We start from the raw sequence: 26,616 nt of genomic DNA, 5'->3' as shown, positions 1-26,616 counted from the left end.
CCTCAAAATCTACGCATGTTCCAAAGGTCGAATCTTCTCCACCACATCGGCCAGCGCATCCTTCGCCTTGGCTTGGTCGTAGCTCAATTGCAATCCCGTCCAGAACTCGTCAGACATGCCGAAATAGCGAGATAGGCGCAATCCCGTGTCAGCCGTCACAGCACGCTTGCCCGCGACGATCTCGCCAATACGCCGCTGCGGTACACCGATCTCCTTGGCGAGACGGTACTGCGTGATACCCATTGGCTTTAGGAACTCTTCCAGCAGGATCTCTCCTGGCGTGGGATACGGTACGGTACGCATATCCTTATCTCCTAGTGATAATCCACAATTTCGACTTGCTCCGCGTCATGGCCTGTCCATACAAAGCATATGCGCCATTGATCATCAATGCGGATGCTCCACTGCCCTTTCCTATCGCCCTTCAGCATTTCAAGTCTGTTGTTGGGCGGAACGCGTAAATCATCTAGCCGCGCCGCCCGATTCAACATGGCCAGCTTGCGCATAGCCACCGTCTCGATGTTGGCGTATCGCGCAACGCGCTGTCCACCATACATCGCTTCAGTGTCTTTGTCGGGAGCCAGCTCGCGAAAACATAGTTATCAGCAGGATAAAACCTGGAGAGCGCGGCATGGCTAAAAGTGAGACGACAGACAGCTGGAAGCATTGTTATTCACCCTCACCCAATACTGGCGCTTATATATATAGAGTAAATGTCGCAGCAGCAAAATTGGGCGTATCACGTGCGACTATCTATCGGCTTGTGAAAGCTCATGAGCTGGATTTGGTTAAGATCGGGCGTCGATCAAGTGGAATTACTGCTGCCAGTATCCAGGCGCTGCTTGAGCGCAACCTTGCAAGTGGCTGATATGATGGTTGCGGTTTAACAACGCATCAGCAAGCTACCCAGCACGACATTTCTGGGTAGCTAAGTGGGTAGCTAGACGTAAATTACGCCCACAACAACCCATCCAACCTGCTGAAAATAAACACTTTTTAAATTTACATGAAGATAGCCACCTGGAACGTAAACTCACTGAAGGTGCGATTGCCTCAAGTGCTCGACTGGCTGCGCGACAATCCCGTCGACGCGCTATGCCTGCAGGAACTCAAGCTCGACGATGACAAATTCCCTTTGCAGGCTTTTGTCGATGCAGGCTATCAGGCGCAGTGGGCTGGCCAGAAAACCTACAACGGCGTCGCCATCGTGGCGCGGCAGGACTGCCTTGACATCCAGCGTAATATACCGGCCTTGGACGATCACCAGCGCCGCATCATCGCCGCCACGCTCAAATGCCCCGCGGGCGACGTGCGCATCGTCAGCGCCTATTGTCCGAACGGGCAGGCTGTCGGTAGCGAGAAATACGCCTACAAGCTGTCCTGGTATGCCGCATTGCGCGACTGGCTGAGCGACGAACTTGCACGCTTCCCGCGGCTTGCCGTGCTGGGCGACTACAACGTGGCGCCCGAAGACCGGGATGTGCATGATCCGGCCAAATGGGAGGGCGAGGTCCTCGTTTCGCAACCCGAGCGTGATGCCTTTCAGCGTCTGCTTGATCTGGGACTCTCGGACGCCTTTCGTCAGTTTCCCCAGGAGGAGAAGTCGTTCAGTTGGTGGGACTATCGGCGCTTTGCCTTCCGCCGCAATGCGGGCCTGCGCATCGACCATGTGCTTTTGTCCCCGGCACTGCAGCCGTTGTGCAGCGCCTGCGTAATAGACAAGGCGCCCCGCGGCAACGAACAGCCGTCCGACCATGCGCCTGTGGTTGCCACGCTCGACTTCGGGAGCGCCTCATGACGGCCTCGGCCATAAGCCGGCTGGTAGCCGAGCTGGACCATGGCAAGGTGCTCGACGTCACGATCGAGACGCTGGTTTTCCGCGCCTACGTGGTAGTGAGCCCGCCGGACATCGAGCGCGTCGCCGATTTTGTTCCTGAATCGCAGTTTGCCCAGGATGGCGATGTGCACGTCACCGCCGTCAGCTACCCCGCCGAGGCGGCCAGCCAGCTCGAGGATATTGCATTCAACATGAACCAGGGCGATACGGCGGTTTTCCTGTGCGGCAACGACGCGGCCTGCGAAGCCATGTTATGCGTGCTGAACGCCCCCGGCAGCCAGCCACTTGGCGACACCAATGGCGATGCGTGAGATGTGCGAGGACCACGGGCGACAAGCCGCGTGGGTACCGCCATGCGAGAATTGGTCACAGTTGTAAAATAGCGGTCTTTGCGGATAATAACTTCAGAGATGCCCTCCTATTCCGGCAACATTTTCATGGTGGTGGCGCCCAGCGGCGCAGGCAAGTCCAGTCTGGTCAATGCACTGCTTGCGCGCGACCCGTCCATTACGCTGTCAATTTCCTGCACCACCCGCACGCCGCGGCCCGGCGAGGAAGCCGACAAGCATTACCGCTTTGTCAGCCAAGAGCAGTTTGCCCAATTGCGCGACAACAACGCATTGCTGGAGTGGGCCGAAGTCCATGGCAATTTCTACGGTACGCCGCGAGACCGCATCGATGAAGCGCTCGCGCAGGGGCGGGACGTCATGCTGGAAATCGACTGGCAGGGTGCCCGCCAGGTGCGCACGCATTTTCCCCAGGCCATCGGCATTTTCATCCTGCCGCCCTCCATCGAGGCGCTGGAGGCGCGACTCACCAAGCGTGGCCAGGACGCACCCAATGTCATAGCACGCAGACTACTGGCCGCAGGCAGTGAAATGTCGCATGCCTCGGAGTGCCAATATGTTATTATTAATCAAGAATTTAGCACGGCGCTTGAGCAGCTCGGGCAGATCGTTGCCGCAACCCGGCTGCGCTATATCCCCCAGGCCGAACGCAATGCAGAACTTTTTTCCCAATTGGGCATCAGCAAGACTGTTGCCTGACACCTTTTGTTTTTATCGTATCTCTCAAGGTTAAACATGGCCCGCATCACCGTCGAAGACTGCCTGGAGCACATCTCCAACCGCTTCAACCTCACCCTGGTCGCAGCATACCGGGCGCGCGAGCTGGCCCAAGGCCACGAACCCCGCCTCGACACCAAGGACAAGCCCACTGTCACGGCCCTGCGCGAAGTCGCCGCGGGCGTTACCGGCCTGGAAATGCTGCGTAAAGTTCCCACCTGATTCCACGGGGGCGGGCCATGGCGTTTTCTGCTCTGCGTGGTGCCTCGTCGGGCCTGCTCGCGGCCCTCAAAAAAGGCCCGCGCCTTCGCCGGCGCAAAACAGTGAAAGCGCCACGCAATCGGGCGCCTCAGGAATCAGCCCCCAATACCATCGCGTCATTGGCGCCGCTCTCGGAAATCATTTCCGGCTACCTGGACCCCAAAGACGTCGAACGCGTCAAAGAAGCCTACCGGTTTTCAGATCAGGCGCATCTCGGGCAGTTCCGCGCAAGCGGCGAGCCCTATATATCGCATCCCATCGCCGTCACCGAAATCTGTGCGGGCTGGAAGCTGGACGCTGACTCGCTCATGGCCGCCCTGCTGCACGACGTCATAGAAGACCAGGACGTCTCCAAACAGGAACTGGCCGAGAAGTTCGGCACGGACGTCGCAGAAATCGTCGATGGCGTGTCCAAGCTCGACAGACTGGACTTCGCCACCAAGGCCGAGCAGCAGGCCGAAAGCTTCCGCAAAATGCTGCTGGCCATGGCGCGCGACGTGCGCGTCATTCTTATCAAGCTCGCAGACCGGCTGCACAACATGCGCACGCTGGGCGCGGTCGGCCCCGAGAAGCGGCGGCGCATTGCGCGTGAAACCCTGGACATCTACACTCCCATCGCCCATCGGTTAGGGCTTAACACGCTGTTTCGCGAGTTGCAGGATCTCTGCTTCAAGGCAATCCACCCCAACCGCTACGATGTGCTGAGCAAGGCCATGATGGCCGCTCGCGGCAATCGCCGCGAGGTGCTAGGAAAAATTTCGGATGCCGTGCGCGTGGCGCTGCCAGCTGCTGGCATCGAGGCCGAAATCACCGGACGCGAAAAATCGTTGTACAGCATCTACACCAAGATGACCGAGCAAAAGAAATCGTTCTCCGACGTGCTCGACATCTATGGCTTTCGCGTCATCGTGCATACCCTGCCCGAGTGCTACCTCGCCCTGGGCACATTGCACCAGCTCTACAGGCCGGTGCCCGGCAAGTTCAAGGACTACATTGCCATCCCCAAGCTCAATGGCTACCAGTCCCTGCACACGACCGTCGTGGGCCCATACGGCACGCCAGTGGAGTTCCAGTTTCGCACCCGAGACATGGATCACATTGCCGAGGAAGGCGTCGCCTCGCACTGGCTGTACAAAGAAGACGATGTCACGCTGAACGACCTGCAGAAGCGCACCCACCAATGGCTGCAGTCGCTTCTCGACATCCAGAGCCAGACGGGTGATTCCGGCGAATTTCTCGAGCACGTCAAGGTCGACCTTTTCCCGGATGCGGTCTACGTATTCACCCCTCAGGGCAAGATTCTTTCCCTGCCTCGAGGTGCCACGCCCGTGGATTTTGCCTATGCCATTCACACCGATATCGGCAACCAGGCTGTCGCATCCAAGATCAACGGCGAGTTCGTTCCGCTGCGCACCGAACTCAAGAGTGGCGACTCCGTCGAGATTGTCACCTCGCCAGCCTCGCGTCCCAGCGCGCAGTGGCTCAACTACGTACGCACCGGCCGGGCACGCTCGGAAATCCGGCACTATCTGCGCACGGTGAAGTATGAAGAGTCCGTGGCGTTCGGCCAGCGCCTGCTCAACCAGGCCTTCGATCAACTGAAGCTGCCGCACCCCGCGCCCGACGATCCCGAGTGGGAAAAACTCGCCAAGGGCTCGGGCGCCGCCTCACGCGACGAAATCCTGGCTGACATCGGCCTCGGAAAACGGCTTGCCGCTGTGGTGGCACGCCGCTTTGCGCCCGAAAATCCCCTGCTCGCAACAACCGCCGCCGCGGTCGACGAACTTACGGCCGCGTCAGGCGCGCCCATCGTCATCCATGGGAACGAGGGCCAGGCCGTACAACTCGCCCCCTGCTGCGGCCCCTTGCCAGGCGATGCCATCATCGGCGGCATCCGGCTGGGCTACGGCCTGGTCGTGCACATGGCCGAGTGCGCCACCGCTCAGCGCCAGCGGGCGCGCGAACCGGAGCGCTGGATACCGGTAGTCTGGGACACCGAAACGGCAAGGCACCTGTCCACGCGTCTCGACGTTACCGTCATCAACGAACGCGGTGTACTGGGCCGGCTGGCTGCCGAGATCACGGAAGCCGATTCCAACATCATGCATCTGACCATGCAGGATGACGCGGGCGCCACCGGCCTACTGCACCTTACCGTACAAGTAGATAGCCGCAAGCATCTTGCGCAGGTCATCCGCGCCATTCGTCACGTACCTCAGGTCCAAAAAATCGTGCGTGTCAAAGGCTAGCCGGGGTTTTCCAACGACGGCCGCTTCAACCGCCCGACAGCCAGATCGCCAACCCATACGCTAGAACGCCTGCCAGCGTGGCCCAGGCAATGCCGCCCAGCAGCAGCCGGCCTAGCACCACCCCCGCCATACCCGCCAGGACAGGCAGCACGCTACCGGCAAATGCCTGCGCATCCACCAGGCTCCATACCGATACCACCAGCAGCGCCACGATGGCCGAAGGACCAATCGCATCCAATGCACGCCGCAGCGTGCCGGTGCCCTTTACCGCGCCCTGGCTTCTGTCATGCCAGATCATGGGCAGCAGCCGCACCAGAAGCGTGCCCAACCCGCTTAGTGCAATCACCCATCCCACTGTCGTCATATCCATGGGGTGCCTTCGCCTACTTACGCAGCGCCATGAGCGCGCCCGCGGCCATGCCCGCCATCATGGCCGCATGGGATGGCATGATGCACAGCCCCAGGGCGCTAGCCAAGGCAGCGGCAACCAGCACCCTGGAGGGCACAAGATGGCGCATTTCAAGCAGCAGGGCAAGAAACAATGCCGGCAGCACAAACGCCAGTGTTTGCGCCAGCAGCGGCGACGCCTGCAGCCAATCCCCGCCAAACCAGGCGCCCATGGCCGTGCCCAGCACCCAGGCGAGATACGCGCCAAGCTGCAGGCCTGCGTACCAAAACTCGCGCTGCGCCGCGGGCTGACGCCCCATGCGGGCGATGGCGGTGGCAAATACTTCATCGGTCAGTCCCGCCGCCAGCAACGGCAGGGGCAATCGTCGCTGCCCGTTGCCCAGGTGAGTGAGCACCGCAGGCCCATAGAACAGATGGCGCAGGTTCATCAGCAATACGACGCCAATCACGCTCGCCGCCGCGCCGCCGCCCGCCAGCAGGCTCGCAAGAATGAACTGACTGGCGCCCGCAAACACCAACATGGATGTCATGACCGCCATGCCAGGCGTCATGCCCGCATAGATAGCGGCCAGACCGAACGAAATGGCAACGGGCACATAGCCGATCGCGATCGAAAGGCTGTCGCGTAAGCCCCGAAGAAACGCCCGCGTCATGAATAGCCGCCCGACCGGCGCGACAGGAGATGAATCACGGTTTATATGCATTGATGAATATGGCGGGATCGACGCGGGCGTTGTTCAGGCTGACGTTCCAGTGTAAATGCGGCCCCGTCGCCCGGCCCGTGGATCCGACGCGCGCAATAACTTGTCCACGGCTGACAACCTGCCCTTCCTGGACATCGATGGCTGACAGATGGCAGTACATTGTCACCAGACCCTGGCCATGATCCAGGAAAACGGTCTTGCCATTGAAGAACAGGTCGCCCACCAGCGTGACGATGCCGTCGGCGGGCGCCTTCACGGGCGTGCCGGCCGGCACGGCGAAGTCCAATCCCGAGTGCGGGTTGCGCTCTTCTCCATTGAAAAATCGCCGCAGACCGAAGCGGCTGGACAACCGGCCGCCCTCCACCGGCCGATCCAGGGAAATATTGCTGGGGATGTCCTCACGAAACTGCGAATAGGCGGCAATCTGCTGTTTGTACTCGCGCTCGATGCGCGCCAGTTGCTCCGGATCGGGATTGACCTGCTTCTTGTTCTTTAACCGGATATGCTGGGCGGGATATTCGCGGCTCGCCACATTGAAGCCCAGCGCGCGCTTGCCCTGGGGCCCGCCGACTTGCACATGGGCGGGGCCGGGACGGGTCTTTTGCACATCCAGGCCCACCACGGCTATGTACTCACCGTCGCTGTCCTTGAGCACCATGACTGGCGTGCCGTCATAGGTGACGCGCGGCGGCGGGCCCGCGTTCGTGCCCAGGCCAACCACGGCCACGCCGCCCGGTACAGGATGGTTGAGCAGCCGCGTGATGTAGCCTTCCGCATGGGTAAGCATGGGCAGCGCCAGCGCCATGCACAACACAAGACTTCTATACATGGCCGCCTCCCTCGCCGTCCGCTGGGCCGTAGCCGCCCCCGCCCGGTGTTTCGATCACAAAAACATCGCCCGCCTGCAGCATGACACTGTCCTGCGGACCCAGCATCTCGCGCCGGCCATCGACGCGCTCAACATAATTGCGGCCCAAGGCGCCCGGCTCGCCGCCCGCAAGCCCGAAGGGGGCATGAACGCGATTATTGGACAGGATGGCAGCCGTCATGGGTTCCAGAAAACGCACGCGGCGCACACCGCCATCTCCTCCGTGCCAGCGGCCCGCGCCGCCGGAGCCATGCCGGATCTCATAGGAATCGAGCAATACTGGAAAGCGCAGCTCGAGCACCTCCGGATCGGTTAGCCGTGAATTGGTCATGTGCGCCTGTACCACTGACGTGCCGTCGAATCCGCCGGCCTCGTCGAATGAAACGCCGATGCGCCGCGGGCCGGCGCCCGTGCCGCCTGAGACCGTCTCGTAATATTGATAGCGATCATTGCCGAAAGTGAAGTTGTTCATGGTGCCCTGGCTTGCCGCCAGTACGCCAAGCGCGCCATACAGGGCATTCACAATGCACATCGAAGTCTCCACATTGCCAGCGACCACCGCCGCGGGCGGAGACGGATTCAGCATGGATTTCGCGGGCACGATAATGTCCAGCGGCTTGAGGCAACCGGCATTGAGCGGAATGTCGTCGTCCACGAGCGTGCGGAATACATACAGCACAGCCGCCACGGCAATAGCGGAAGGCGCGTTGAAATTGTTGTCGAGCTGAGCCGAGGAGCCGGTAAAGTCCACCACCGCGGTGCGTGCCTGATGGTCCACCGTGATGGCTACCTGAATGCGTGCACCATTGTCCAGATCATAGACGTAGTGGCCGTCGCGCAGGCGTGTTATGACCTTGCGCACCGACTCCTCCGCATTGTCCTGCACGTGCCGCATGTATGCCGCGACAACCTCCAGGCCAAACTGGTCGCACATGGCCAACAACTCGCGCGCGCCTTTCTCATTGGCCGCGATCTGCGCCCGCAGATCGGCCAGATTCTGGTCGGGATTGCGCGCTGGCCAGCGCCCCGACGCCAGAATGGCGCGCGCCTCGCGTTCGCGGAATAGGCCGCCGCGCACCAATTGGAAGTTGGTGAACAGCACACCTTCTTCATCCACGCTGCGCGAGTCGGGTGGCATTGAGCCTGGTGTCAGCCCGCCGATGTCGGCATGATGCCCGCGTGAGCCCACGAAAAACAGTATGCGCTTGCCCTCGCGATCAAATACCGGCGTAATGACAGTCACATCCGGAAGGTGCGTGCCGCCGTGGTAAGGGTCGTTCACAACGTACGCATCGCCGCGCTGCATGCGTCCGGCATTTTCACGCATGACCGTTTTGATGGATTCGCTCATCGAGCCCAGATGCACCGGCATATGGGGTGCATTGGCAATGAGGTTGCCTTCAACATCGAAAATGGCGCATGAAAAATCAAGCCGCTCCTTGATGTTCACCGAATAGGCCGTATTCTGTAGCCGCACGCCCATCTGGTCCGCGATCGACATAAACAGATTGTTGAATACCTCCAGCATGATGGGATCAACTTCGGCCCCCACGCCGGATCTCGCCGCCAACGGCCGGATGCGCTGCAGAGTCCAGTGACCGGCCGGGGCAAGCGCGGCCCGCCACTCGGGCTCGACAACCAGCGTCTGATTCGGTTCGCAAATGACGGCGGGGCCGTCGATCTGCGCGCCAATGGCCAGGTCCTCGCGGACATGGATGGGCGTATCGCGCCACCGGCCATTGGTGTAGACCTGGCGCCGCGCCCGGGGCGCCGGCCGAACGGCATCTGGCTGAACCGCAGCCTCCGGCTCCTCGATGCGGGCACCAGCCAGGCTGGCCTGCACCGAAACCGTCTCGACCACCAGCGCCCTGTCGGGCATCAAGAAGGAATAGCGCTGGCGATAGGCGCGCGCAAACGCCTCGCGCATGGCATCCTCGCTATCCGAGTAAGGCACATCCAGCGCCGTATCCGTCCCTTCGTACTTCAGGTGAACACGGCACTCGGCCTTAATGGCATCATGATCGCCATAGCGCGAGCCCAGACCTGCGCGCGCTTCCGCCTCCAGCCTGTCGCGTGCTTCACGCAACGCGGACAACAGCGTCTCATCCAGGCGCCTTTCCAGGCTTTGCTGCCGGATTTCTATCTGATCCGCCAGGCCCATGCCATACGCGGAGAGCACGCCGCCATAAGGATGCGAAAAGATGCGCGACATGCCCAGGGCATCGGCCACGAGGCATGCATGCTGCCCGCCCGCGCCACCGAACACGGTCAATGTATAAGCCGTGACATCGTGCCCCTGCTGGACGGAAATGCGCTTGATGGCTTCCGCCATGTTGCCCACGGCGATGGCAAGAAAGCCTTCGGCAAGAGCCTCGCCGGTGATGGTCTTGCCCGTCTCGCGGGCCACCTGGCCGGCGAGTGCCCCGAACCGCTCGCGCACCGTGTCCGCATCCAGCGGCATGTCCGCATGCGGGCCGAATACCTTGGGGAAGAAATCGGGTTGTATCTTGCCCAACATGACATTGCAGTCGGTAACCGCCAACGGGCCGCCACGCCGATAGCAGGCAGGGCCTGGATCCGCACCCGCCGAATCGGGACCAACCCGCAGTCTCGCTCCATCGAAATGCAGTATGGAGCCGCCGCCGGCCGCCACCGTATGAATACTCATCATGGGCGCCCGCATGCGGACACCGGCCACCCGGGTTTCGAAATCACGCTCGAATTGGCCCGCGTAGTGCGACACATCGGTCGACGTGCCGCCCATGTCGAAGCCGATGACTTTGTCGAAGCCTGCGCGTTCGCTGCTGCGCGCCATGCCCACGATGCCGCCCGCCGGCCCGGATAGAATCGCGTCCTTGCCGCGAAACTGGTCGGCCAGCGTCAGGCCGCCGCTGGACTGCATGAAGAGCAGCGGCACGCCCGGCAGCTCGGCGGCCACCTGGCGCACGTAGCGCTGCAGAATGGGCGACAGATAGGCATCGACCACTGTGGTGTCGCCGCGCGATACGAACTTGATGAGCGGACTGACCTCATGGGATACCGACACCTGGCTGAAGCCGGCATCGCGGGCCAGATCGGCCACTTGCCGCTCATGTTCGGGATTCAGCCAGGCATGCATGAGTACGATGGCCACCGAATCGAGCCCATTGGCCCGCGCCGCGCACAGCGCATCGCCGATAGCGGCATGTTGCGGCGCCTGCAGGATTCGGCCGTGCGCGTCCAGCCGCTCATCGATTTCCAGCACACGCGCATACAACATCTCGGGCAGTACGATATGGCGATCGAATAGCCGCGGCCTGTTCTGGTAGGCAATGCGCAAGGCATCGCGGAAACCGCGCGTGACCACCAGCAGCGTCGGCTCGCCCTTGCGCTCGAGCAGCGCATTGGTGGCGACCGTCGTGCCCATTTTCACGCAGGCGATACGTTCCACGGGAATGCCCTGCCCTGGCGGCACATCCAGCAATTGCCGGATGCCGGCGACTGCGGCGTCCCGGTACTGGCCGGGATTGTCGGACAACAGCTTGCGTGTTCGTATGCGCCCATCTGGTCCGAGCGCCACAATGTCCGTGAATGTGCCTCCGCGATCTATCCAGAATTGCCACTTCATACAACCTTGCTCCTTGCCTAGGAATAACCCCTAATTTGGCGCGGTACCGTCAAGAAAGCAGACCCCAACCATTACAATCGACATGCTTTGCGTATCGACGGCATTCACCCTTGTGGCGGATGCCGTTGACGGGTCTGGCTTCATTATCCGGCGCGCTGACGCCGCTCCATCAAGAGGATACATTAATGAACAAGAAGTTCGCTTTGCTGGCTGCGACCGGCGCCGCAGCACTTGGCTTCAATACTCAGGCTGCCACCACATGGGACCTTCCCAGCGCCTACCCGTCCACGAACCTGCATACGGAGAACCTGGCGCAATTCGTCAAGGATGTCGATACTTACTCCAAGGGCGAACTCAAGATTACGCTGCACAGCAATGCCTCGCTGTTCAAGGCGCCCGAGATCAAGCGCGCCGTACAAAGCAACCAGGCGCAGATTGGTGAAATCCTGCTCACCAACTATGCCAATGAAGACCCCATTTATGCTCTGGACGGCCTGCCCTTCCTGGCCACCGGCTACGATGCCGCCTGGAAGCTGTATCAGGCACAGAAGGAGGCGCTGGATAAAAAGCTCGCCTCGCAAGGCATGAAGCTGCTGTATACCGTGGCATGGCCCCCTCAAGGCATCTATGCCAACAAAGACATCCAGACCGTCGACGACCTGAAAGGCCTCAAATGGCGCGCCTACAGTCCCGTTACAGCCCGCATCGCCGAGCTCGTCGGCGCACAGCCCGTCACCATACAGCAGTCTGAACTGGCGCAAGCCATGGCCACAGGCGTGGTACAGGCCTTTATGACCTCGGGCTCCACCGGCTGGGACACCAAGGCCTATGAATACATGAAAAAATTCTACGACACGCAGGCCTGGCTGCCCAAGAACGCCGTCATCATGAACAAGAAGGCATTTGACCAGCTTGACGAGGCATCCCGCAACGCGCTGCTGAAGGCAGGCGCCGAGGCGGAAAAACGGGGCTGGAAGCTGTCCGAAGAAAAAACGCAGTGGTATCTCGACCAGTTGCGCAAGCAAGGCATGGAAATCATCAAGCCTTCCGATGCGCTCATGAAAGGCCTGGACAAGGTCGGCGAAACCATGGTCAGCGAATGGGTGGAGCGTGCAGGCCCCGAAGGAAAACAAATCATCGAAACCTTCCGCGCCGGCAAGTAGGCGCACGCCATGCGCTTATTCCTCGACAGGCTCTACATGCTGGCAGGCGGCCTGGCCGCTGTCTTCATGGTGGGGGTGCTGGTGGCCATCACCCTCTCCATCGCCACCCGCCAGCTTGGCATACATATTGCCGGCCTGGATGCCTACGCCGGCTACAGCATGGCCGCAGCCGGCTTCCTGGCACTGGCGCACACCTTCAAGCAAGGCGAACATATCCGCGTCACACTGCTTTTGTCCGCCCTGCCTGCCAGAGGCAGCCTGCGGCTGGATATCTTTGCGCTGGTCGTGGCGTGCCTGATCTCGGCCGATCTGGCTTGGTACAGCGTCAAGCTGGTCATAGACTCCCACAGCTTTCATGACATTTCCACAGGCGAGGACGCCACGCCGCTCTGGATTCCCCAGATCGCCATGGCGCTGGGCACAGTCATCTTCCTGATTGCCGTCATCGACGAGACCATACTGCGCCTGCGCGGCGTCCCCGAATCCTCCGCAAAAGAAATTGCCCATGAATGACGTTCTGATGATCACCGTGCTGGTGTTGTCGATATTCGGCTTCCTGGCATGCGGCGTGTGGGTGGGCCTGACGCTGGCAGGCACGGCTTGGCTGGGCATGGCCATGTTTTCCAGCCGTCCCGCCGGCGACGCCATGGCCATCACCATCTGGGGTGCGGCATCCAGCTGGACGCTGACCGCTCTGCCCCTGTTCCTGTGGATGGGAGAAATCCTGTTCCGGTCCAGGCTGTCGCAGGACCTGTTCAAGGGCTTGGCGCCATGGCTCGACCGCATTCCCGGCCGCCTGCTGCACACCAATATCGTCGGCTGCGCCATCTTTGCCGCCGTGTCGGGCTCGTCCGCCGCAACTTGCGCCACCATTGGCAAGATGACCATTCCCGAGCTTGCCCGGCGCGGATACCCCGAGGATCAGGTCATCGGCACGCTGGCTGGCGCCGGCACGCTCGGCCTGCTCATCCCGCCATCCATCATCATGATCGTATACGGTGTGGCAGCCGATGTATCAATTTCCAAGCTGTTCATTGCCGGGGTATTTCCCGGCATGCTGCTCGCCGGCCTGTTTATGGGCTATATCATCATTTGGTCCCTGCTTCATCCGGGCCGCATTCCCGCCGCAGACCAGGCAATGAAGCTCGGCGAGAAACTCTATCAGTCGCGCCACCTGATTCCCGTCATTCTGCTCATCGCCATCGTGCTGGGCACCATATACACAGGCTTCGCCACAGCCACCGAGGCGGCGGCCGTGGGCGTCATTGGTGCACTGATCCTGTCCGCGGTACAAGGCTCGCTCAACTGGTCTGTCTTCAAGGCTTCCATCATGGGCGCTACGCGGCTTTACTGCATGATTGCGCTCATACTTGCGGGGGCGCAGTTCCTGACGCTTTCCATGGGTTATATCGGGCTGCCGCGCCAGCTTGCCGAATGGATAGGCTCCCTGGGCCTGTCCCAGTTCGGCCTCATTTGCGCGCTCACCGTCTTTTTCGTGGTGCTGGGCTGTTTCCTGGACGGCATTTCCATCGTCGTTCTGACCATGGGCGTCCTGCTGCCCACCGTCACCGCCGCAGGTATTGATCTGATCTGGTTTGGAATTTTTCTCGTGCTCGTCATAGAAATGGCCCAGATCACGCCACCGGTGGGATTCAACCTTTTCGTGCTCTCCGGCATGACCCGCAAAGAGCTCCCCTATCTGGCCCGGGTTTCCATGCCCATGTTCTTGCTGATGATTGCTGCGCTGCTGATCATATACGCCGCGCCCGAAATCGCCACATGGCTGCCTCGTAACATGAAGATGTAAGGCGCGTTTCAGGCCTCTGCCACCCGCCCGCCTTTCAGCCTGATTTCGCGCTCGCACAATGCAGCCAGCCGGGCGTCGTGCGTCACCAGCACCAGCGTGGTGCAGTGCTCGCGATGCAGGTCCAGCATCAGCGCCATGATCCGCTCACCGTTGCGGGCATCCAGGCTTCCCGTGGGCTCATCGGCAAACAGCAGGCTGGGCCTCATGACGAATGCACGCGCCAGTGCCACCCGCTGCTGCTCGCCACCCGACAGGGTGCGCGGATAGTGTGCCAGACGCCCGCCCAGGCCAACCCGCTCCAGCATGGCGGCAGCATCCTGCCGCGCGGGGCGTCCAGCCAGCTCCAATGGAAGCATTACATTTTCCAGGGCTGTCAGATTGGGAAGCAACTGAAAAGACTGGAACACAAAGCCAACGTGCCGGGCCCGCAGCGCGGCGCGCCCTTCCTCGTTCAAGGAAAACAGGTCCTGTCCCAGTAGGCGGACTTGCCCGGATACCGGCACATCCAGGCCCGCCATGAGGCCCAGCAGCGTGGATTTTCCCGAACCTGAGCTTCCAGTTATCGCAAGCGCCTCTCCGCGGCCTACATCGAAACTGACATTGTCTAAAATGACCAGCGTGCCGCTGGCATCGGCTACGCTTTGGCTCAACTGGACAACTTCAATGGAATGGGTGGAATTCATGCTGATACGCTGGCGGTCGATTGTGGGCATACTGCTTGGGCTTTTCGCCTTTCATGTTCTGGCACAGGACGATGCAAGCCACATCGATGCCCGCTCGATACTGGTGGTGGGAGACAGTTTATCAGCAGAGTACGGCCTTGAACGGGACACGGGTTGGGTAGAAATCATCGCCCAGCGACTGCGCGAGGAAAACACAGGCTACGTCCTGCATAATCGCAGCATCAGCGGCGACACAAGCAGCGGGGGCCTGGCGAGGCTGCCTGAAGCTCTGGAACGATTCAAGCCGTCGATCGTAATCATTGAGCTGGGCAGCAACGATGCCTTGCGTGGCCTGCCACTGGACATGACGCAGCAGAATCTCAGCCGCATGGTGATCATGTCGAAAAAAGCCGGTGCACGTGTGTTGCTGGTGGGCATGCAGGTGCCGCCCAATTACGGCCGCGCCTATACAGACCGTTTTCGCGACATATATACGCATATCGCGAAAGATCAGGATGTGGAGCGCGTACCCTTTCTACTCGAGGGCATAGCATTGGATCGCGGCTTGTTCCAGCAAGATGGGCTGCACCCCAACGAAGCGGCACAGCCTATCATGGCTGATACTGTTTGGCGGCACTTGGCGCCCATGCTGACGCCCTGACCTGGTCTCCCATGATTCCGCCGAATGGCGAGCCCGGCGCCCAGCCGGCTACGCCATCAAGAAGGCGAATCAGCTTTTCTTTTCGCCTTGAATGACTTCCTGCGCCTCCGGCAGCATCTTCACGCCCAACTGTGTACGCAAGGCCTTGAGCACGGCATCTTCTTCGGCCTTGCCCCAGGCGGCGGCCAGCTGCTGCGGCAGTGTCGCCAACGCGGGGCTGTCGGTGGTGCCGGCCTTGGCATCCTCGACGCGAACCAGCACGTAGCCTTGCGGACCTTCCACGCCCACGTATTGAGGCAAGTGGTCGGTGGGCGCCGCGAAAGCAGCATCAGTCAATTGCTTGGGCAAGCCCCGCGGGTCGATGCGGCTGATGGACTGCGCATCGCCGAAACCCTCAGGCGCGGTCACCGATGGGCTCTTGCTCAGCTCGGCAAGCAACTTCTTGCCCGCCTCGGCGGCAGCGTCGCGCGCGCGCTGACCTTCCAGCACGCCGCGGATATGGTCGCTGACCTGGGCCAGTTCGGGTATGTGGGCCGGCACAGCCTCTTTGACGTGCAGCACTATCATCGTGTCAGGCGACAGCTCAATAACGCCTGTATTCTGCTTTTCCACCAGGGCTTCATTGGCAAATACGGCACGGCGCACCCGAACGTCGCCCAGCAGCGAGGCGTCTGCGCTGGACGACGCAGCGTCGGCTTTCACCTCATCGGAGGCAAGCAGGCGGTCGCGCGCAATGCCCGCCGCTGTCTTGATGGGCAGCCCCAAGGCCTGGGAGGCGGGTTCCAGACTATCAGGATTCTCATAGACCAGGTCAGTCAGCTTGGACGCCATTTCCGCAAAACGATCGGAACCCAGTTGACGCCGCACTTCGGTCTCAACCTTGGCCCGCGCCTCCTCGAATGTCTCGCCATGCTCGGGTTGGGTATCGTTGACACGGAAAATATGAAAACCGCCAGGGCCGTCAATGACACCCGAAATGGCGCCCTTCTTCAATGAAAAGACAGCATCCTCAAGCGCCGCCGGCCATGTTCCTTGCGTTATCCAGCCAAGCTTGCCGCCATCTTTGGCCGTGCCGGCGTCTTGCGATTTTTCACGCGCAACCTCCGCGAATGTATCGGGATTCGCCTTGAGCTGGCTGGCGATCTTTACCGCCTCGTCATGCGCCGTCTTGCGCTGCTCGCCTGTCGCACCTGCGGGAACGTCGATCTGGATATGACTCACGTTGACGCGCGGAGGGCGCACATAGCGGCTTTTGTTCTGATCGTAGTACTTGCGCAACTCGTCTTCGCTGACCTCGGGAAGGTCTTTCATGGCGGCAGCCTCGTTGAGCAGCAGATACTGCACGATGGCCTGCTGCGGCAGTTCCAGCGACTGCTTGTTCTGGTCGTACCAGGCCTTGATGTCGTCGTCAGAGACGGAAATATCCTTCTCGTAATCGGTGGCGGGGAAAGCCTTCAGCCGCACCGTACGCTGTTCTGTCAGAATGGTTTCAAGCCGCTGCACGACTGTGGCTGGAACCGCCGCGCTGCGGGCAACCGGGCCTAGCACACGGCCAAGAGCCAGCTCGGCGCGCTGGCTTTCCTCGAAATCATGGGTGTCCAACCCCATTGCCGCGAGCGTGCGGTTGTACAGTTCTGGCGAAAACCGGCCATTTTCCTGAAGTTGAGGCAGGGCCGCGATGGATTGGCGCAGAGCGGTATCGGATACGCTGAAATGCTCCGCACGGGCGGTATCTATGAGTGCCTGCCGGTTGATGAGCGAATCGAGCAGTTCGGCGCGGGCCTGCGGATTGTCGAGCACGGCGGGATCGAAGCCGCCCTGGCTGCTGCTTTGCAGCTGGCGTAGCTGGTTGCTGCGCGCCTGATCGAACATCTGCTGTGTGACGGCGCCTGAACCCACCTTGACCAGATCATGGTCGCCCGACACATAGTTTGTATAGCCGCTGATGCCAATGAGCGCAAAGGATGGCAATATCAGGATCAGCAACAGAAACTGCATCAGCCGCTGATGGGTACGAATGAAATCGAACATTGATGGCTCACCGGCGCCCGCCGCACCGGCGGGCGCACGCAATAGGGGTTGGGTAAAAAATTTCATGAAGTTTACCATCACCCCCGCCGCGGCACCTGTGCCCACCGGGGCGGCCAGCGATACAATGGCAGCCTTGCCACCTCACTGAAACACAAGGACTTTCCCACATGCCGGTCACGCCCGCCACCTGGCCCTATCCCCGCCTGATCGCGCATCGCGGCGCCGGGCGCCTGGCGCCAGAGAATACCCTGGCTTCCATACGGCTGGGCACACGCCATGGCTATCGCATGGTGGAGTTCGACGTCAAGCTCAGCCAGGACGGCGTGCCGGTGCTGCTGCACGACGATACGCTGGACCGCACCAGCAATGCCCAGGGCCTCGCATCGGATCGCAGCTACGCGCAACTGGCGGAAATCGACTTCGGCGGTTGGCATGGCGCCACCTATGCCGGCGAGCCCATACCCACGCTTTACGCCGTTGCCGCCAGCACGCTGACCAACGGCGTCCACAGCAATATCGAAATCAAACCGACCACAGGCGACGAGGAGGCCACGGGCCGCACCGTAGCGGAGCTGGCCCGCAAACTATGGCGCCACGCCCCACTGCCGCCTCTGCTGTCCTCGTTCTCCGAAGCCTCCCTTGAGGCCGCGATGCAGGTGGCTCCCGAGCTGCCACGCGCGCTGCTGATCGAGGGGCCCGTGCCGGACGATTGGCAGGCCCGTCTGGAAAGGCTGCAATGCACGGGCGTCAACCCCGATAACCGGCATGTCGACGCAAACCTCGTGCGCGCCATGCGGTCGGCCGGCTATACCGTGTCCGTCTGGACTGTGAATGACACCGAGCGCATGCGTGCGCTCTTTGACTGGGGCTGCAACGCCGTGTTCACCGACGAAGTGGCCAGCATTGCGCCCACCTCCTTCGACCTCCTGCCATAAGGCCATCGTCTTGTTCAGTTATCGCCACGCCTTTCACGCTGGAAACCATGCCGACGTCCTCAAGCACACCATCTTGGTTCACGTCCTGGATTACTTCAACCGCAAGGATGCGCCCTACTGGGTGATCGACACCCACGCGGGCGCCGGCATCTACGATTTGCGCAGCGAATGGGCCACGAAACGCGGCGAATTCGCCGACGGCCTGGACCGCCTTCTTGCGGCGCAAGCCATGCCCGATGCGATAGAACGCTATCTGCAAGCCGTACAGCATTTCAATCCGGATGGCGTGGCCAATTTCTATCCAGGCTCTCCCTGGCTGGCTCTGCAAGCCATGCGAGGCCGCGACCGCCTGCGACTGTTCGAGATGCACCCGACTGAAATCGAAGTGCTCAGAGACAATCTGAAGCGCGAGGCTGCCGGCACGCAGCGCCAGGTCGCCGTCTACCAGGCGGACGGCTTCAACGGGCTCAAGAGCCAGCTCCCGCCCGCCCCGCGCCGCGGCATCGTGCTCATCGACCCATCATACGAGGACAAGCGCGACTACCGGCATACGGTCCAGGCGCTCTCCGAGGGGCTGAAGCGTTTTGCCACAGGCTGCTTCATCGTCTGGTACCCCCTGGTGCAGCGGCGCGAAGTCGCCGACCTGCAGCGCGCCTTGACGCGGCTGGCGACGCCCTGGCTCCATGCCACCCTTTCTGTTTCCAAGCCCGCGGCAACTGGCCTGGGCCTGCACGGCAGTGGCATGTTCGTGGTGAATCCTCCCTGGACGCTGCATGACGCGCTTGCCACCACCCTGCCCTGGTTGAAGGCAACGTTGGCCCAGGACGATCGTGCCAACTTCACACTGGCCCGTCACGGAGATTAAGCGCCGCGTGGGCGCCGCTAGACAAAACGTTCGCCTTCTTTCAGATAACGCCATTTGCCGGGCGGCAGATCGCCCAGCACCACCTTGCCCATGCGCACGCGCTTGAGCCCTACCACCTTCAGTCCCACCATTTCGCACATGCGGCGTATCTGGCGCTTCTTGCCCTCGCGCAGCAAAAAACGCAGTTGATCGTCGTTCTGCCAACTGACCTGCGCACGTCTCAACGGCTTGCCGTCCAATGTCAGGCCGTGATTCAACAGGGCCAGGCCATTGTCAGCCAGGCGACCTTGAACACGAACCAGATACTCCTTTTCGACGTCGGAATCTTCGCCGACGAGTTGCCGGGCTATGCGACCGTCCTGAGTCAGTACAAGCAAACCCTGGGAATCAATGTCCAGCCGTCCCGCCGGCGCCAGACCTCGCAAATGCGACGGATCGAATCGCTGCGGCGCATGATCGCCCCGGTAGCGACTGTCCGCTGAGATGAGAGAGGAAGCGGTGCGGTAGCCTCGTTCGGCCTGCCCCGATACGTAACCGACAGGCTTGTTCAGCAGAATGGTCACCCTTGCGGTTTGTCGGCGTTGCGCCTGGCGCTCAAGCGTGATCTTTTGACTCGGCCAGGCCTTGCTGCCCAGCTCGGAAATGACTTCGCCGTCCACACGCACCCATCCGCGTTCTATATAAGCGTCGGCCTCGCGGCGCGAGCATAGGCCGCGTTGGGCCATGAGTTTGGATATTCTGACTTTTTCCATGAAAAACCGGCTGGATGGGCGCGCTGTGACGGGATGCCCAGGATTGAAAAAAACAACCTCATTTTACGATGGCTACGGGTTCGCCAGGCCAGCGCCCGGAAAGAAATCGTTTCCGCGCGGGAACGCCGGCGCCGCGGCGGGGTAATTTGCGATAATACGCGGCATGCAACCGAATCCCCTCCCATCCAGCGGTTGGCGCGCGACGTCGCCGCCCTCCGCCACGCCCATGCAACAATATTGGCTGCTGCGCCCGGGCGCCCTTACAGCCGGACTACGCAAGATCGGCGATGTACAGCTTCGGGTATCGCGGGAATATGCCCAGGGGCTACCTGAATCCGAGGCATGGATGCTGGCGCGCGCCCCCCGCGAAGCCATCTGGGTAAGAGAAATCATTATGCGCATCGACGGAACGGACGCCGTCTTTGCCCGTAGCTTCACACCGCTGCATGCATCCCATGGCCGATGGCAACGCATGCGCAGGCTGCGCACCCGGCCGCTGGCCGACATGTTGTATAACAATCCGGAGATCACGCGGTCGTCATTCAGTGTGGCTCGCCTGCGCTGGCAGATGCCTCTGTATTTTGCGGCCGAACACATCCTTGGCGCCGACTGCCCCCGCGCCAACCGTATATTGGCGCGGTGTTCAACGTTCTGGCGCGCAGGTGAACCTTTATTGGTGGCCGAAGGCTTTCTGCCCGGCTTCTGGCCTCTGGCGGCGCGCAGCCTGCGCGCGCAAGGCTTGAGCCTGCGCAATGTGTAACGCTGCGTTCTCTCGTCACACTGCTGCAGCGGCGGCTTAAATACAAACGCCACCGCCGTACCCGGCAGCAAGCGGGCATGGCGGGCGCGGGGGCCGAATCAGAGCGCGTCGATGCCACTCTCGCCGGTGCGGATTCGGATGGCCTGCTCGACGGCACTGACAAAAATTTTTCCGTCTCCGATCTTCCCGGTGTAGGCAGCCTTGATGATTGCGTCGATGGCGGCATCAACCATGGTGGCTGGCAGCACGACATCAATGCGGATCTTGGGTAGAAAATCAACGACATACTCCGCGCCGCGATAAAGCTCTGTATGGCCCTTTTGCCGCCCAAAGCCCTTGACCTCGGTGACGGTCAGGCCGCTGACGCCGATATCGGCCAGCGCCTCGCGCACCTCGTCGAGCTTGAACGGCTTGATGATAGCCGCGATCTGTTTCATGTACGTGCTCCGGTAAGTGGAAAAATGGCTGGCCGCCGCCGTGGCCAAGCCTGGGCGCGGCACGGACCCGGCGATGGACAGCGCCCTGCTCGGCATCCGGGATCAGGGCATTAATATACCGTAGGCCCGCCCCTCGCAATGCCGCGTCCCGTATAATTTCGCCACTATGTCCAAAAACAACGCATCCGACCTGCAAAACCAGTTTGCAAACAAGGCCCAGGCCTGGTCAGCCCGCTTTTCCGAGCCCGTATCCGATCTCGTCAAGCGCTACACCGCTTCCGTCGATTTCGACAAGCGCCTGGCTGCATTCGACATCCAGGGATCGCTGGCGCATGCCGACATGCTGGCCGCAGCCGGCGTCATCAGCGCCGAGGACAATACAGCCATCGAGCAAGGCATGGCGCGCATCCTCGAGGAGATCGACGCAGGCCGATTCGAATGGTCGCTCGATCTCGAAGATGTGCACCTCAACATCGAAAAGCGGCTCGTCGAACTGATCGGCGATGCCGGCAAACGCCTGCACACAGGCCGTTCACGCAATGACCAGGTGGCCACCGACATCCGCCTTTGGCTGCGTGCCGAAATTGACCAATCCAGCGGTCTTCTTCACCAGCTGCGCCGCCGCCTGGCGCAATTGGCGCTCGAGCATGCCGACACCATCATGCCTGGATTCACGCATCTGCAGGTTGCCCAGCCTGTTACCTTCGGCCATCACCTTCTGGCCTACGCCGAGATGTTCGGACGCGATGCCGAAAGGCTGGCCGATTGCCGCAAACGCGTCAATCGCCTGCCTTTGGGCGCAGCCGCGCTAGCCGGCACTTCCTATCCCATCGATCGCGAACGGGTTGCGCGCACACTCGGCTTCGATGGTGTGTGCCGCAATTCGCTGGACGCCGTATCCGATCGCGACTTTGCCATCGAGTTCTGCGCCGCCGCCGCGCTCATTATGGTGCATGTGTCCCGCCTGTCCGAAGAGCTGGTGCTGTGGATGAGCCCCAGAGTGGGCTTTATCGACCTGGCCGACCGCTTCTGCACCGGCAGTTCCATCATGCCGCAAAAGAAAAACCCCGACGTGCCCGAACTGGCGCGCGGCAAGACCGGCCGGGTCAACGGCCATCTCGTCGCCCTGCTTACGCTCATGAAGGGCCAGCCGCTTGCCTACAACAAGGACAACCAGGAAGACAAGGAAGGCCTGTTCGACGCAGCCGACACCATTCGCGACACACTCACGATTTTTGCCGACATGGTCGGGGGTATCCGCGTACATCCCGACGCCATGCGTGCTGCGGCGCTGCAAGGCTTTGCCACCGCCACGGATCTGGCCGACTACCTGGTCAAGAAAGGCGTGCCATTTCGCGATGCCCACGAAACCGTTGCGCGTGCCGTCCGGGCATGCGAGGAACAAAGCTGCGATCTGGCCGATTTATCGCTGGAAGCGCTGCAAGCTTTCCATGCGTCGATACAGCAAGATGTGTTCCAGGTGCTCACCCTCGAGGGCTCGGTGGCGGGGCGGCGGCATATCGGCGGCACAGCCCCTGATCGCGTGCGCTTGGAGGCTGAGCGCGTCCTAGACGACACGGCGTCATTCAGCTAGGCGGCAGCAACACCAGCGCCGGGTGCCGCCCTTTCCAGCCACCCTGTACACGGCAAGACAGTCGTGGATGGACGCCTGCGCAGCCATTGACCACGGGCAAGCTGCGTATCGCCGTCACCGGCAGGCATCGAACACCGCGATCGATTCCACATGCCCCGTATGCGGGAACATATTCACGACGCCCGCGGCGCTAAGCGCATAACCGCCTTCATGCACCAGGATACCCGCATCGCGCGCGAGCGTCCCGGGGTTGCACGAAACGTACACAATACGGACGGGCCTGTCCGCTGGCGCAAGCGCGGACACGGCCCGTGCAACAGCCTCGGCGCCCTCCCGCGGGGGATCGATCAGCATGCGGTCGAAATGCCCGAGCGCCTGCAACCAGCCGGCATCCACCTCGAACAGATTGAGCGTGGAAAATTGCGTTCTATCCTGGAGGCCATGCGCTGCCGCCGCCTGCAGCGCCCGATCTGTCAAGGCCTTGCTGCCTTCGATCCCGACAACCTGCGCCGCACGCGTAGCCAACGGCAGCGTGAAATTGCCCAGCCCGCAGAAAAGATCGGCCACCCGCTCATTGGGCTGTATCGCCAGCAGCGACAATGCGCGCGAGACCAGCACCCGGTTGATGGCATGATTCACTTGAGTGAAATCCGTGGGGCGGTACGGCATGCGCAGCCCGAACTCCGGCAGCGTGTAAGCCAGGCTATCGGCATCGGCGGGTTCGAGCGGATGCACGGTATCAGGCCCCTTGGGCTGCAGCCACCAGCTAACCCCATGATCGCTTCCAAACTGGCGCAGCAGGTGTATATCAGCCGCAGAGAGCGGCGCCATATGGCGCATGAGCAATACGGTAGTGCGGTCACCCACCGCAACCTCGATCTGAGGGATATCCGACGGACAGGACAGCTTCCCCACCAATGCCCGCAGCGGCATCAACATGGCCGAGACATGCGCGGGCAGCACTCGACATTCCTCCATGTCCGCCACATAACTGCCCCGCCGTTCACGAAAACCCACTAGCACACCGCCCTTCTTGCGCACCAGACGCACGGACAGCCTGGCCCGATAGCGGTAACCATAGCTGGGACCATGCATGGGAGGCATGATGCGGCCAGCTCGAAGCTTACCGATATGCCACAGCGCGTCCTCGAGCACTCGCTGCTTTACGGCAACCTGTGCCGCCGCATCAAGATGCTGCATGGCGCAACCGCCGCAGATGCCGAAGTGCGGACAGGGCGGTATCGCGCGCTGCGAGGAGGCCCGCAGTATGCGTTGCACCCTGGCGGTATCGTACGAGGGCTTGCGCCGGGCAATCTGGGCCAGAACACGCTCTCCAGGCAAGGCGCCCTCGACGAACACCACTTTTCCGTCGCGCCGGGCAATGCCGCGCGCATCCAGATCCAGCGATTCGATATCCAGCTCAAGTACTTCCTGCGTCATGTTCGGGCTATCCCAGATAGGCAACCCGTAATTTTGACATCCCATGGATTCAAAGTCGAATCGCCCGACCCATGGCGGTGCATTGATCGGCGCTCTTGAAGAGCGAGGCCTTCGAGAATGCGCCTATACCTCAGCCTCAGGCAGATGGCTGGGCTGCCGTCTCAGTATCCGATTTTTCTTTCGCCTTGCGTTCCGCGTGCCGCTGCTTGCGTAGTTCCGCACGCTTCGCGAATTTGTCGGCCCGCTCCGAAAAATGCGTCGCAACCTTCTCTTGCTGGCCCGCATCCAGCGCATCCCACACCGCGAGCCACTTGCCATCCAGCGTCTCACGCCGCTCATGAGCCTGCTCGCGCGCCTGCTCGTGCTGCGCCATGGCCGCCTTCGGATCTATCTGGCCCGACTTCAGCGCGGCAATACGTTCAGCCTGGCCTGATTTCATTGCTTCGAAACGCGCCTTGCGGTTGTCCTTCTGTGCTGCCTGGGCATCTTCGAGCAATTTAGACTGATCGGTCGTCAAGGAAAGTGTATCCACGAAGTCCTTGTTCAATACGCCGTAGCCCGGCACCCACATCGCGCCGTCGCGCATGTGATGATGACCACGATGATGGCGATGATGGCCATGGCGATGCATTCTGGCCTTGCCTGCTTCATCGGCTGGCGCAGCGGCCGCACCTGATACCTGCCCGCTGACAGCGGCATCCGTTGTACTTGACGCGGCGCTTGCAGGCAGCGAGAGCGTTACGGCAGCACCGCCCAGGGCCAGCGCGGCCGTAAGGGTAGCCAGTTTGACGGAGAGAGTATGAGAGATGGCTTGCATAGCTGCTTCCTTCTGCGTTGTTGGAGCCCTCAGTATGCAAGTGAAGCCATTACGCGCCTGTTTCAGCAAAGAACCGCTTTCTTTCAGCCGATTTCATTACCGACCGGCCTTCTTTCAATGCATTTCAGTCGGCGCTGTTCCAGGCCGCCATGTACTCTTGCCAATGCGCCGCGCCGCTGCCTTGCAGCGTGTCCCGCACAAGGGTGATTTCCTCGTCGTAGGCGGCCTGATCGAGCTCGCCGCGCAGAAAGCGGAACCGGCAATACACCAACCATGTATTGACCACATCCGTCTCGCAATAAGCTCGCACCTCATCGGCCCTGCCTTCCGACCACGCCCGCCAGACCTGGCCGCCGTCCATGCCCAACTTGCCAGGAAAGCCGCAAAGCTTTGCTAGATCGTCCAGCGGCGCATTGGCCCGGCCATTGTATTTGGCCAGCAGATCCATGAGATCTATATGGCGATTATGGTAGCGGCTGATATAGTTGTTGAACTTGAAGTCGCGGTCATCGTCGCCCATGTCCCAGTAGCGTGGCGCCTGCACGCCATGGATCAGGCTCCGATAATGCAGCACGGGCAAGTCGAAGCCGGAGCCGTTCCAGCTGACCAGCCGCGGCGTATAGCGCTCTATCGTCTTGAAAAAACCGGACAACAACGCCGGCTCTGGGTCGTCCGGCTGGCCCAGCGTCTTGACCCGGAACCCATTGTCATCCCTGAATACGCAGCCCACCACGGCGACTTTGTGCAAATGCAGCGGCAGAAAGTCGCTGCCGTGCGTCGCGCGCCGCTCCTCCAGGGCCTTCTCGATCACCTCGGTGTCGGGAAGGTTCCGCCAGTGCGGATTCAGCCGCCGAAGCCCGTCGGCATCGGGAATGGTTTCCAGGTCAAAGACCAGGACCGGTATCATCGCGCAGGCAGATACGACAGCGGGTTGACCGGCGTGCCGCGGCGGCGAATTTCGAAATGCAGTCGCGGAGAACTGGTATCGGTCTGGCCAAGCAGCGCAATCTTGTCACCCTTCTTGATGACCTGGCCTGTTTTGACGAGCAGCGTCTGGTTGTGGGCATAGGCGGTGACAAAGCCATCGCTGTGTCCCAGAAGAATGAGATTGCCCAGCCCACGCACGCCATTACCCGCGTACATCACGTTGCCGTCGGCTGCCGCGTATACGGGATCTCCGGGTGTGCCGGCAATGTCTATACCCTTGGTGTTGGTGTTGAACGCCTGGATGATGTCGCCGGAGGCCGGCCAAGCCCAGGAAATAAGCCCGGCATCGCTGGCACGCGCGACGGTGGTGGGCTGCACCGGCTGCACCGGCGTGACCGGCATGGGCGTTGCCGGCCCCTGCTCGGCGGGCGGCGCCACTGGCGCGGCGGGCGCCGGCACGGAGCCATTGAGCCGCAGCTGCTGGCCTACGCTGAGCACATTGGCATTGCTCAGGTTATTCAACTGGGCCAGCGTATTGACGTCCATGTTGTGGGCCTGCGCGATCTTGTACAAAGTGTCGCCTGGCCGTACCGTATAGAGGCTTTCACCGGATTGCGCCGCCACCCCGCCCCCGGCTGAAAGATCGGTAATGGGAGCGCGCGAGGTCCGCGAAGCGCAGCCGGCCATCAGTGCGGCAGCCACCAGTGCTGTCAGCGCAAGCTTGCAGCGATTGCGCCTGAGGGATGTTGGAATCGCATCAGACATTG

The 26,616-nt window shown here is 61.4% G+C and carries 27 protein-coding genes and 2 pseudogenes; 14 read left to right on the top strand and 15 right to left on the bottom strand.

What is annotated here, in order from left to right; all coding sequences use genetic code 11:
* Positions 1 to 9: 9 nt before the first annotated feature.
* Together ERD78_RS07120 and ERD78_RS07115 are read right to left on the bottom strand one after the other, a co-directional pair.
* Positions 10 to 303, bottom strand: a complete 294-nt coding sequence (locus ERD78_RS07120) for a HigA family addiction module antitoxin (protein ID WP_129968591.1) — start codon at positions 301 to 303, stop codon at positions 10 to 12.
* An 11-nt stretch (positions 304 to 314) separates the two neighbouring features.
* Positions 315 to 557, bottom strand: coding sequence for a type II toxin-antitoxin system RelE/ParE family toxin (locus ERD78_RS07115; RefSeq protein WP_129968590.1), 243 nt, complete (start codon positions 555 to 557; stop codon positions 315 to 317).
* Positions 558 to 631: 74 nt separating this feature from the next.
* On the opposite strand from ERD78_RS07115, the gene ERD78_RS07110 reads away from it, so the two are divergent.
* The 6 genes from ERD78_RS07110 (at position 632) to ERD78_RS07085 (ending at position 5,411) form a co-directional block, all read left to right on the top strand.
* On the top strand, positions 632 to 868 hold the full coding sequence (locus tag ERD78_RS07110; RefSeq protein WP_129968589.1) for a helix-turn-helix transcriptional regulator: 237 nt from the start codon (positions 632 to 634) through the stop codon (positions 866 to 868).
* 138 nt (positions 869 to 1,006) lie between these two features.
* Positions 1,007 to 1,798, top strand: coding sequence for an exodeoxyribonuclease III (gene xth / locus ERD78_RS07105; protein ID WP_129968588.1), 792 nt, complete (start codon positions 1,007 to 1,009; stop codon positions 1,796 to 1,798).
* Positions 1,795 to 2,148: a hypothetical protein gene (locus ERD78_RS07100; RefSeq protein WP_180029192.1), complete on the top strand. Its 354-nt coding sequence runs from the start codon at positions 1,795 to 1,797 to the stop codon at positions 2,146 to 2,148. The genes xth and ERD78_RS07100 overlap by 4 nt, the downstream gene beginning before the upstream one ends.
* A 99-nt stretch (positions 2,149 to 2,247) precedes the next feature.
* Positions 2,248 to 2,883: a guanylate kinase gene (gene gmk / locus ERD78_RS07095; RefSeq protein ID WP_129968587.1), complete on the top strand. Its 636-nt coding sequence runs from the start codon at positions 2,248 to 2,250 to the stop codon at positions 2,881 to 2,883.
* 36 nt (positions 2,884 to 2,919) lie between these two features.
* The gene (gene rpoZ, locus ERD78_RS07090) at positions 2,920 to 3,123 is read left to right on the top strand and encodes a DNA-directed RNA polymerase subunit omega (protein ID WP_129968586.1); all 204 of its coding nucleotides are present in this window, start codon (positions 2,920 to 2,922) and stop codon (positions 3,121 to 3,123) included.
* Between the two features lie 17 nt (positions 3,124 to 3,140).
* Positions 3,141 to 5,411: a RelA/SpoT family protein gene (locus ERD78_RS07085; RefSeq protein ID WP_129968585.1), complete on the top strand. Its 2,271-nt coding sequence runs from the start codon at positions 3,141 to 3,143 to the stop codon at positions 5,409 to 5,411.
* Positions 5,412 to 5,436: 25 nt separating this feature from the next.
* Here ERD78_RS07085 and ERD78_RS07080 read toward each other — a convergent pair whose 3' ends face one another.
* The 5 genes and pseudogenes from ERD78_RS07080 to ERD78_RS20205 form a co-directional block, all read right to left on the bottom strand.
* Complete coding sequence (locus tag ERD78_RS07080; RefSeq protein WP_129968584.1) at positions 5,437 to 5,781, bottom strand: AzlD domain-containing protein; 345 nt, start codon at positions 5,779 to 5,781, stop codon at positions 5,437 to 5,439.
* Between the two features lie 13 nt (positions 5,782 to 5,794).
* Positions 5,795 to 6,472, bottom strand: a complete 678-nt coding sequence (locus ERD78_RS07075; RefSeq protein ID WP_129968583.1) for an AzlC family ABC transporter permease — start codon at positions 6,470 to 6,472, stop codon at positions 5,795 to 5,797.
* A gap of 34 nt (positions 6,473 to 6,506) precedes the next feature.
* Positions 6,507 to 7,352: a peptidoglycan DD-metalloendopeptidase family protein gene (locus ERD78_RS07070; RefSeq protein WP_129968582.1), complete on the bottom strand. Its 846-nt coding sequence runs from the start codon at positions 7,350 to 7,352 to the stop codon at positions 6,507 to 6,509.
* A pseudogene (locus tag ERD78_RS07065) lies at positions 7,345 to 10,485 on the bottom strand (hydantoinase B/oxoprolinase family protein); the annotation flags it as partial. The pseudogene ERD78_RS07065 and the gene ERD78_RS07070, both read right to left, overlap by 8 nt.
* Before the next feature lie 24 nt (positions 10,486 to 10,509).
* Positions 10,510 to 10,998 (bottom strand): annotated as a pseudogene (locus ERD78_RS20205) (hydantoinase/oxoprolinase N-terminal domain-containing protein); the annotation flags it as partial.
* 185 nt (positions 10,999 to 11,183) lie between these two features.
* Between ERD78_RS20205 and ERD78_RS07060 the strand changes: the two are divergent.
* From ERD78_RS07060 to ERD78_RS07050, 3 genes are read left to right on the top strand one after another with little or no spacing between them, the layout of a single operon-like run.
* A complete protein-coding gene (locus ERD78_RS07060) occupies positions 11,184 to 12,161 on the top strand; it encodes a TRAP transporter substrate-binding protein (protein ID WP_129968580.1) in 978 nt (325 codons plus the stop codon).
* A gap of 9 nt (positions 12,162 to 12,170) precedes the next feature.
* A complete protein-coding gene (locus tag ERD78_RS07055; RefSeq protein ID WP_129968579.1) occupies positions 12,171 to 12,674 on the top strand; it encodes a TRAP transporter small permease in 504 nt (167 codons plus the stop codon).
* A complete protein-coding gene (locus ERD78_RS07050) occupies positions 12,667 to 13,968 on the top strand; it encodes a TRAP transporter large permease (protein ID WP_129968578.1) in 1,302 nt (433 codons plus the stop codon). The genes ERD78_RS07055 and ERD78_RS07050 overlap by 8 nt, the downstream gene beginning before the upstream one ends.
* An 8-nt stretch (positions 13,969 to 13,976) precedes the next feature.
* On the opposite strand, the gene ERD78_RS07045 is transcribed toward ERD78_RS07050, so the two are convergent.
* Entirely contained in the window at positions 13,977 to 14,651 is a 675-nt protein-coding gene (locus ERD78_RS07045) for an ABC transporter ATP-binding protein (RefSeq protein WP_129968577.1), read from the bottom strand.
* Here ERD78_RS07045 and ERD78_RS07040 point away from each other — a divergent pair.
* Positions 14,632 to 15,291 (top strand): arylesterase, encoded by a 660-nt coding sequence (locus tag ERD78_RS07040; RefSeq protein WP_245152378.1) that lies wholly within the window; start codon positions 14,632 to 14,634, stop codon positions 15,289 to 15,291. The two genes, ERD78_RS07045 and ERD78_RS07040, sit on opposite strands and share 20 nt — an antisense overlap.
* Before the next feature lie 69 nt (positions 15,292 to 15,360).
* Here the strand turns inward: ERD78_RS07040 and ERD78_RS07035 are convergent, their stop codons facing one another.
* Entirely contained in the window at positions 15,361 to 17,388 is a 2,028-nt protein-coding gene (locus ERD78_RS07035) for a SurA N-terminal domain-containing protein (protein ID WP_245152377.1), read from the bottom strand.
* A gap of 101 nt (positions 17,389 to 17,489) precedes the next feature.
* On the opposite strand from ERD78_RS07035, the gene ugpQ reads away from it, so the two are divergent.
* Positions 17,490 to 18,257, top strand: coding sequence for a glycerophosphodiester phosphodiesterase (gene ugpQ, locus ERD78_RS07030; RefSeq protein ID WP_129968576.1), 768 nt, complete (start codon positions 17,490 to 17,492; stop codon positions 18,255 to 18,257).
* 10 nt (positions 18,258 to 18,267) lie between these two features.
* Complete coding sequence (locus ERD78_RS07025; RefSeq protein ID WP_129968575.1) at positions 18,268 to 19,122, top strand: 23S rRNA (adenine(2030)-N(6))-methyltransferase RlmJ; 855 nt, start codon at positions 18,268 to 18,270, stop codon at positions 19,120 to 19,122.
* Between the two features lie 17 nt (positions 19,123 to 19,139).
* On the opposite strand, the gene ERD78_RS07020 is transcribed toward ERD78_RS07025, so the two are convergent.
* The gene (locus tag ERD78_RS07020; RefSeq protein ID WP_129968574.1) at positions 19,140 to 19,874 is read right to left on the bottom strand and encodes a pseudouridine synthase; all 735 of its coding nucleotides are present in this window, start codon (positions 19,872 to 19,874) and stop codon (positions 19,140 to 19,142) included.
* A 163-nt stretch (positions 19,875 to 20,037) separates the two neighbouring features.
* Here ERD78_RS07020 and ERD78_RS07015 point away from each other — a divergent pair, with 163 nt between their 5' ends.
* The gene (locus ERD78_RS07015; RefSeq protein ID WP_129968573.1) at positions 20,038 to 20,634 is read left to right on the top strand and encodes a chorismate--pyruvate lyase family protein; all 597 of its coding nucleotides are present in this window, start codon (positions 20,038 to 20,040) and stop codon (positions 20,632 to 20,634) included.
* Between the two features lie 98 nt (positions 20,635 to 20,732).
* On the opposite strand, the gene ERD78_RS07010 is transcribed toward ERD78_RS07015, so the two are convergent.
* A complete protein-coding gene (locus tag ERD78_RS07010) occupies positions 20,733 to 21,071 on the bottom strand; it encodes a P-II family nitrogen regulator (RefSeq protein ID WP_129968572.1) in 339 nt (112 codons plus the stop codon).
* A 166-nt stretch (positions 21,072 to 21,237) separates the two neighbouring features.
* On the opposite strand from ERD78_RS07010, the gene argH reads away from it, so the two are divergent.
* Positions 21,238 to 22,665, top strand: a complete 1,428-nt coding sequence (gene argH, locus ERD78_RS07005; RefSeq protein WP_129968571.1) for an argininosuccinate lyase — start codon at positions 21,238 to 21,240, stop codon at positions 22,663 to 22,665.
* 114 nt (positions 22,666 to 22,779) lie between these two features.
* On the opposite strand, the gene rlmD is transcribed toward argH, so the two are convergent.
* From rlmD to ERD78_RS06985, 4 genes are all read right to left on the bottom strand, one after another.
* Positions 22,780 to 24,105, bottom strand: a complete 1,326-nt coding sequence (rlmD, locus tag ERD78_RS07000) for a 23S rRNA (uracil(1939)-C(5))-methyltransferase RlmD (protein ID WP_129968570.1) — start codon at positions 24,103 to 24,105, stop codon at positions 22,780 to 22,782.
* Positions 24,106 to 24,241: 136 nt separating this feature from the next.
* Positions 24,242 to 24,922 carry a hypothetical protein gene (locus ERD78_RS06995; protein ID WP_129968569.1) on the bottom strand — a complete coding sequence of 227 codons (681 nt, stop codon included), beginning with the start codon at positions 24,920 to 24,922 and terminating at the stop codon, positions 24,242 to 24,244.
* Positions 24,923 to 25,046: 124 nt separating this feature from the next.
* Positions 25,047 to 25,829 (bottom strand): 3'-5' exonuclease, encoded by a 783-nt coding sequence (locus ERD78_RS06990; protein WP_129968568.1) that lies wholly within the window; start codon positions 25,827 to 25,829, stop codon positions 25,047 to 25,049.
* Entirely contained in the window at positions 25,826 to 26,614 is a 789-nt protein-coding gene (locus ERD78_RS06985; RefSeq protein WP_245152376.1) for a peptidoglycan DD-metalloendopeptidase family protein, read from the bottom strand. Before ERD78_RS06985 ends, ERD78_RS06990 begins: the two co-directional genes overlap by 4 nt.
* Positions 26,615 to 26,616 lie beyond the last annotated feature (2 nt).

Source organism: Allopusillimonas soli (assembly GCF_004153445.1).
Classification (GTDB): Bacteria; Pseudomonadota; Gammaproteobacteria; order Burkholderiales; family Burkholderiaceae_B; genus Allopusillimonas; species Allopusillimonas soli.
This window is presented reverse-complemented; position numbering and strand designations above follow the sequence as displayed.

What these genes read in the sequence shown, in the direction of transcription:
- ERD78_RS07100 (WP_180029192.1), top strand. Translation starts at nt 1,795, where the DNA reads ATGACGGCCTCGGCCATAAGCCGGCTGGTAGCCGAGCTGGACCATGGC.
- ERD78_RS06990 (WP_129968568.1), bottom strand. Translation starts at nt 25,829, where the DNA reads ATGATACCGGTCCTGGTCTTTGACCTGGAAACCATTCCCGATGCCGAC.
- rpoZ (WP_129968586.1), top strand. Translation starts at nt 2,920, where the DNA reads ATGGCCCGCATCACCGTCGAAGACTGCCTGGAGCACATCTCCAACCGC.
- gmk (WP_129968587.1), top strand. Translation starts at nt 2,248, where the DNA reads ATGCCCTCCTATTCCGGCAACATTTTCATGGTGGTGGCGCCCAGCGGC.
- ERD78_RS07080 (WP_129968584.1), bottom strand. Translation starts at nt 5,781, where the DNA reads ATGGATATGACGACAGTGGGATGGGTGATTGCACTAAGCGGGTTGGGC.
- ERD78_RS07115 (WP_129968590.1), bottom strand. Translation starts at nt 557, where the DNA reads ATGTATGGTGGACAGCGCGTTGCGCGATACGCCAACATCGAGACGGTG.
- ERD78_RS06985 (WP_245152376.1), bottom strand. Translation starts at nt 26,614, where the DNA reads ATGTCTGATGCGATTCCAACATCCCTCAGGCGCAATCGCTGCAAGCTT.
- rlmD (WP_129968570.1), bottom strand. Translation starts at nt 24,105, where the DNA reads ATGACGCAGGAAGTACTTGAGCTGGATATCGAATCGCTGGATCTGGAT.
- ERD78_RS07120 (WP_129968591.1), bottom strand. Translation starts at nt 303, where the DNA reads ATGCGTACCGTACCGTATCCCACGCCAGGAGAGATCCTGCTGGAAGAG.
- ERD78_RS07035 (WP_245152377.1), bottom strand. Translation starts at nt 17,388, where the DNA reads ATGAAATTTTTTACCCAACCCCTATTGCGTGCGCCCGCCGGTGCGGCG.
- ERD78_RS07045 (WP_129968577.1), bottom strand. Translation starts at nt 14,651, where the DNA reads ATGAATTCCACCCATTCCATTGAAGTTGTCCAGTTGAGCCAAAGCGTA.
- ugpQ (WP_129968576.1), top strand. Translation starts at nt 17,490, where the DNA reads ATGCCGGTCACGCCCGCCACCTGGCCCTATCCCCGCCTGATCGCGCAT.
- ERD78_RS07050 (WP_129968578.1), top strand. Translation starts at nt 12,667, where the DNA reads ATGAATGACGTTCTGATGATCACCGTGCTGGTGTTGTCGATATTCGGC.
- ERD78_RS07110 (WP_129968589.1), top strand. Translation starts at nt 632, where the DNA reads ATGGCTAAAAGTGAGACGACAGACAGCTGGAAGCATTGTTATTCACCC.
- ERD78_RS06995 (WP_129968569.1), bottom strand. Translation starts at nt 24,922, where the DNA reads ATGCAAGCCATCTCTCATACTCTCTCCGTCAAACTGGCTACCCTTACG.
- xth (WP_129968588.1), top strand. Translation starts at nt 1,007, where the DNA reads ATGAAGATAGCCACCTGGAACGTAAACTCACTGAAGGTGCGATTGCCT.
- argH (WP_129968571.1), top strand. Translation starts at nt 21,238, where the DNA reads ATGTCCAAAAACAACGCATCCGACCTGCAAAACCAGTTTGCAAACAAG.
- ERD78_RS07060 (WP_129968580.1), top strand. Translation starts at nt 11,184, where the DNA reads ATGAACAAGAAGTTCGCTTTGCTGGCTGCGACCGGCGCCGCAGCACTT.
- ERD78_RS07075 (WP_129968583.1), bottom strand. Translation starts at nt 6,472, where the DNA reads ATGACGCGGGCGTTTCTTCGGGGCTTACGCGACAGCCTTTCGATCGCG.
- ERD78_RS07015 (WP_129968573.1), top strand. Translation starts at nt 20,038, where the DNA reads ATGCAACCGAATCCCCTCCCATCCAGCGGTTGGCGCGCGACGTCGCCG.
- ERD78_RS07070 (WP_129968582.1), bottom strand. Translation starts at nt 7,352, where the DNA reads ATGTATAGAAGTCTTGTGTTGTGCATGGCGCTGGCGCTGCCCATGCTT.
- ERD78_RS07020 (WP_129968574.1), bottom strand. Translation starts at nt 19,874, where the DNA reads ATGGAAAAAGTCAGAATATCCAAACTCATGGCCCAACGCGGCCTATGC.
- ERD78_RS07010 (WP_129968572.1), bottom strand. Translation starts at nt 21,071, where the DNA reads ATGAAACAGATCGCGGCTATCATCAAGCCGTTCAAGCTCGACGAGGTG.
- ERD78_RS07040 (WP_245152378.1), top strand. Translation starts at nt 14,632, where the DNA reads ATGGAATGGGTGGAATTCATGCTGATACGCTGGCGGTCGATTGTGGGC.
- ERD78_RS07085 (WP_129968585.1), top strand. Translation starts at nt 3,141, where the DNA reads ATGGCGTTTTCTGCTCTGCGTGGTGCCTCGTCGGGCCTGCTCGCGGCC.
- ERD78_RS07055 (WP_129968579.1), top strand. Translation starts at nt 12,171, where the DNA reads ATGCGCTTATTCCTCGACAGGCTCTACATGCTGGCAGGCGGCCTGGCC.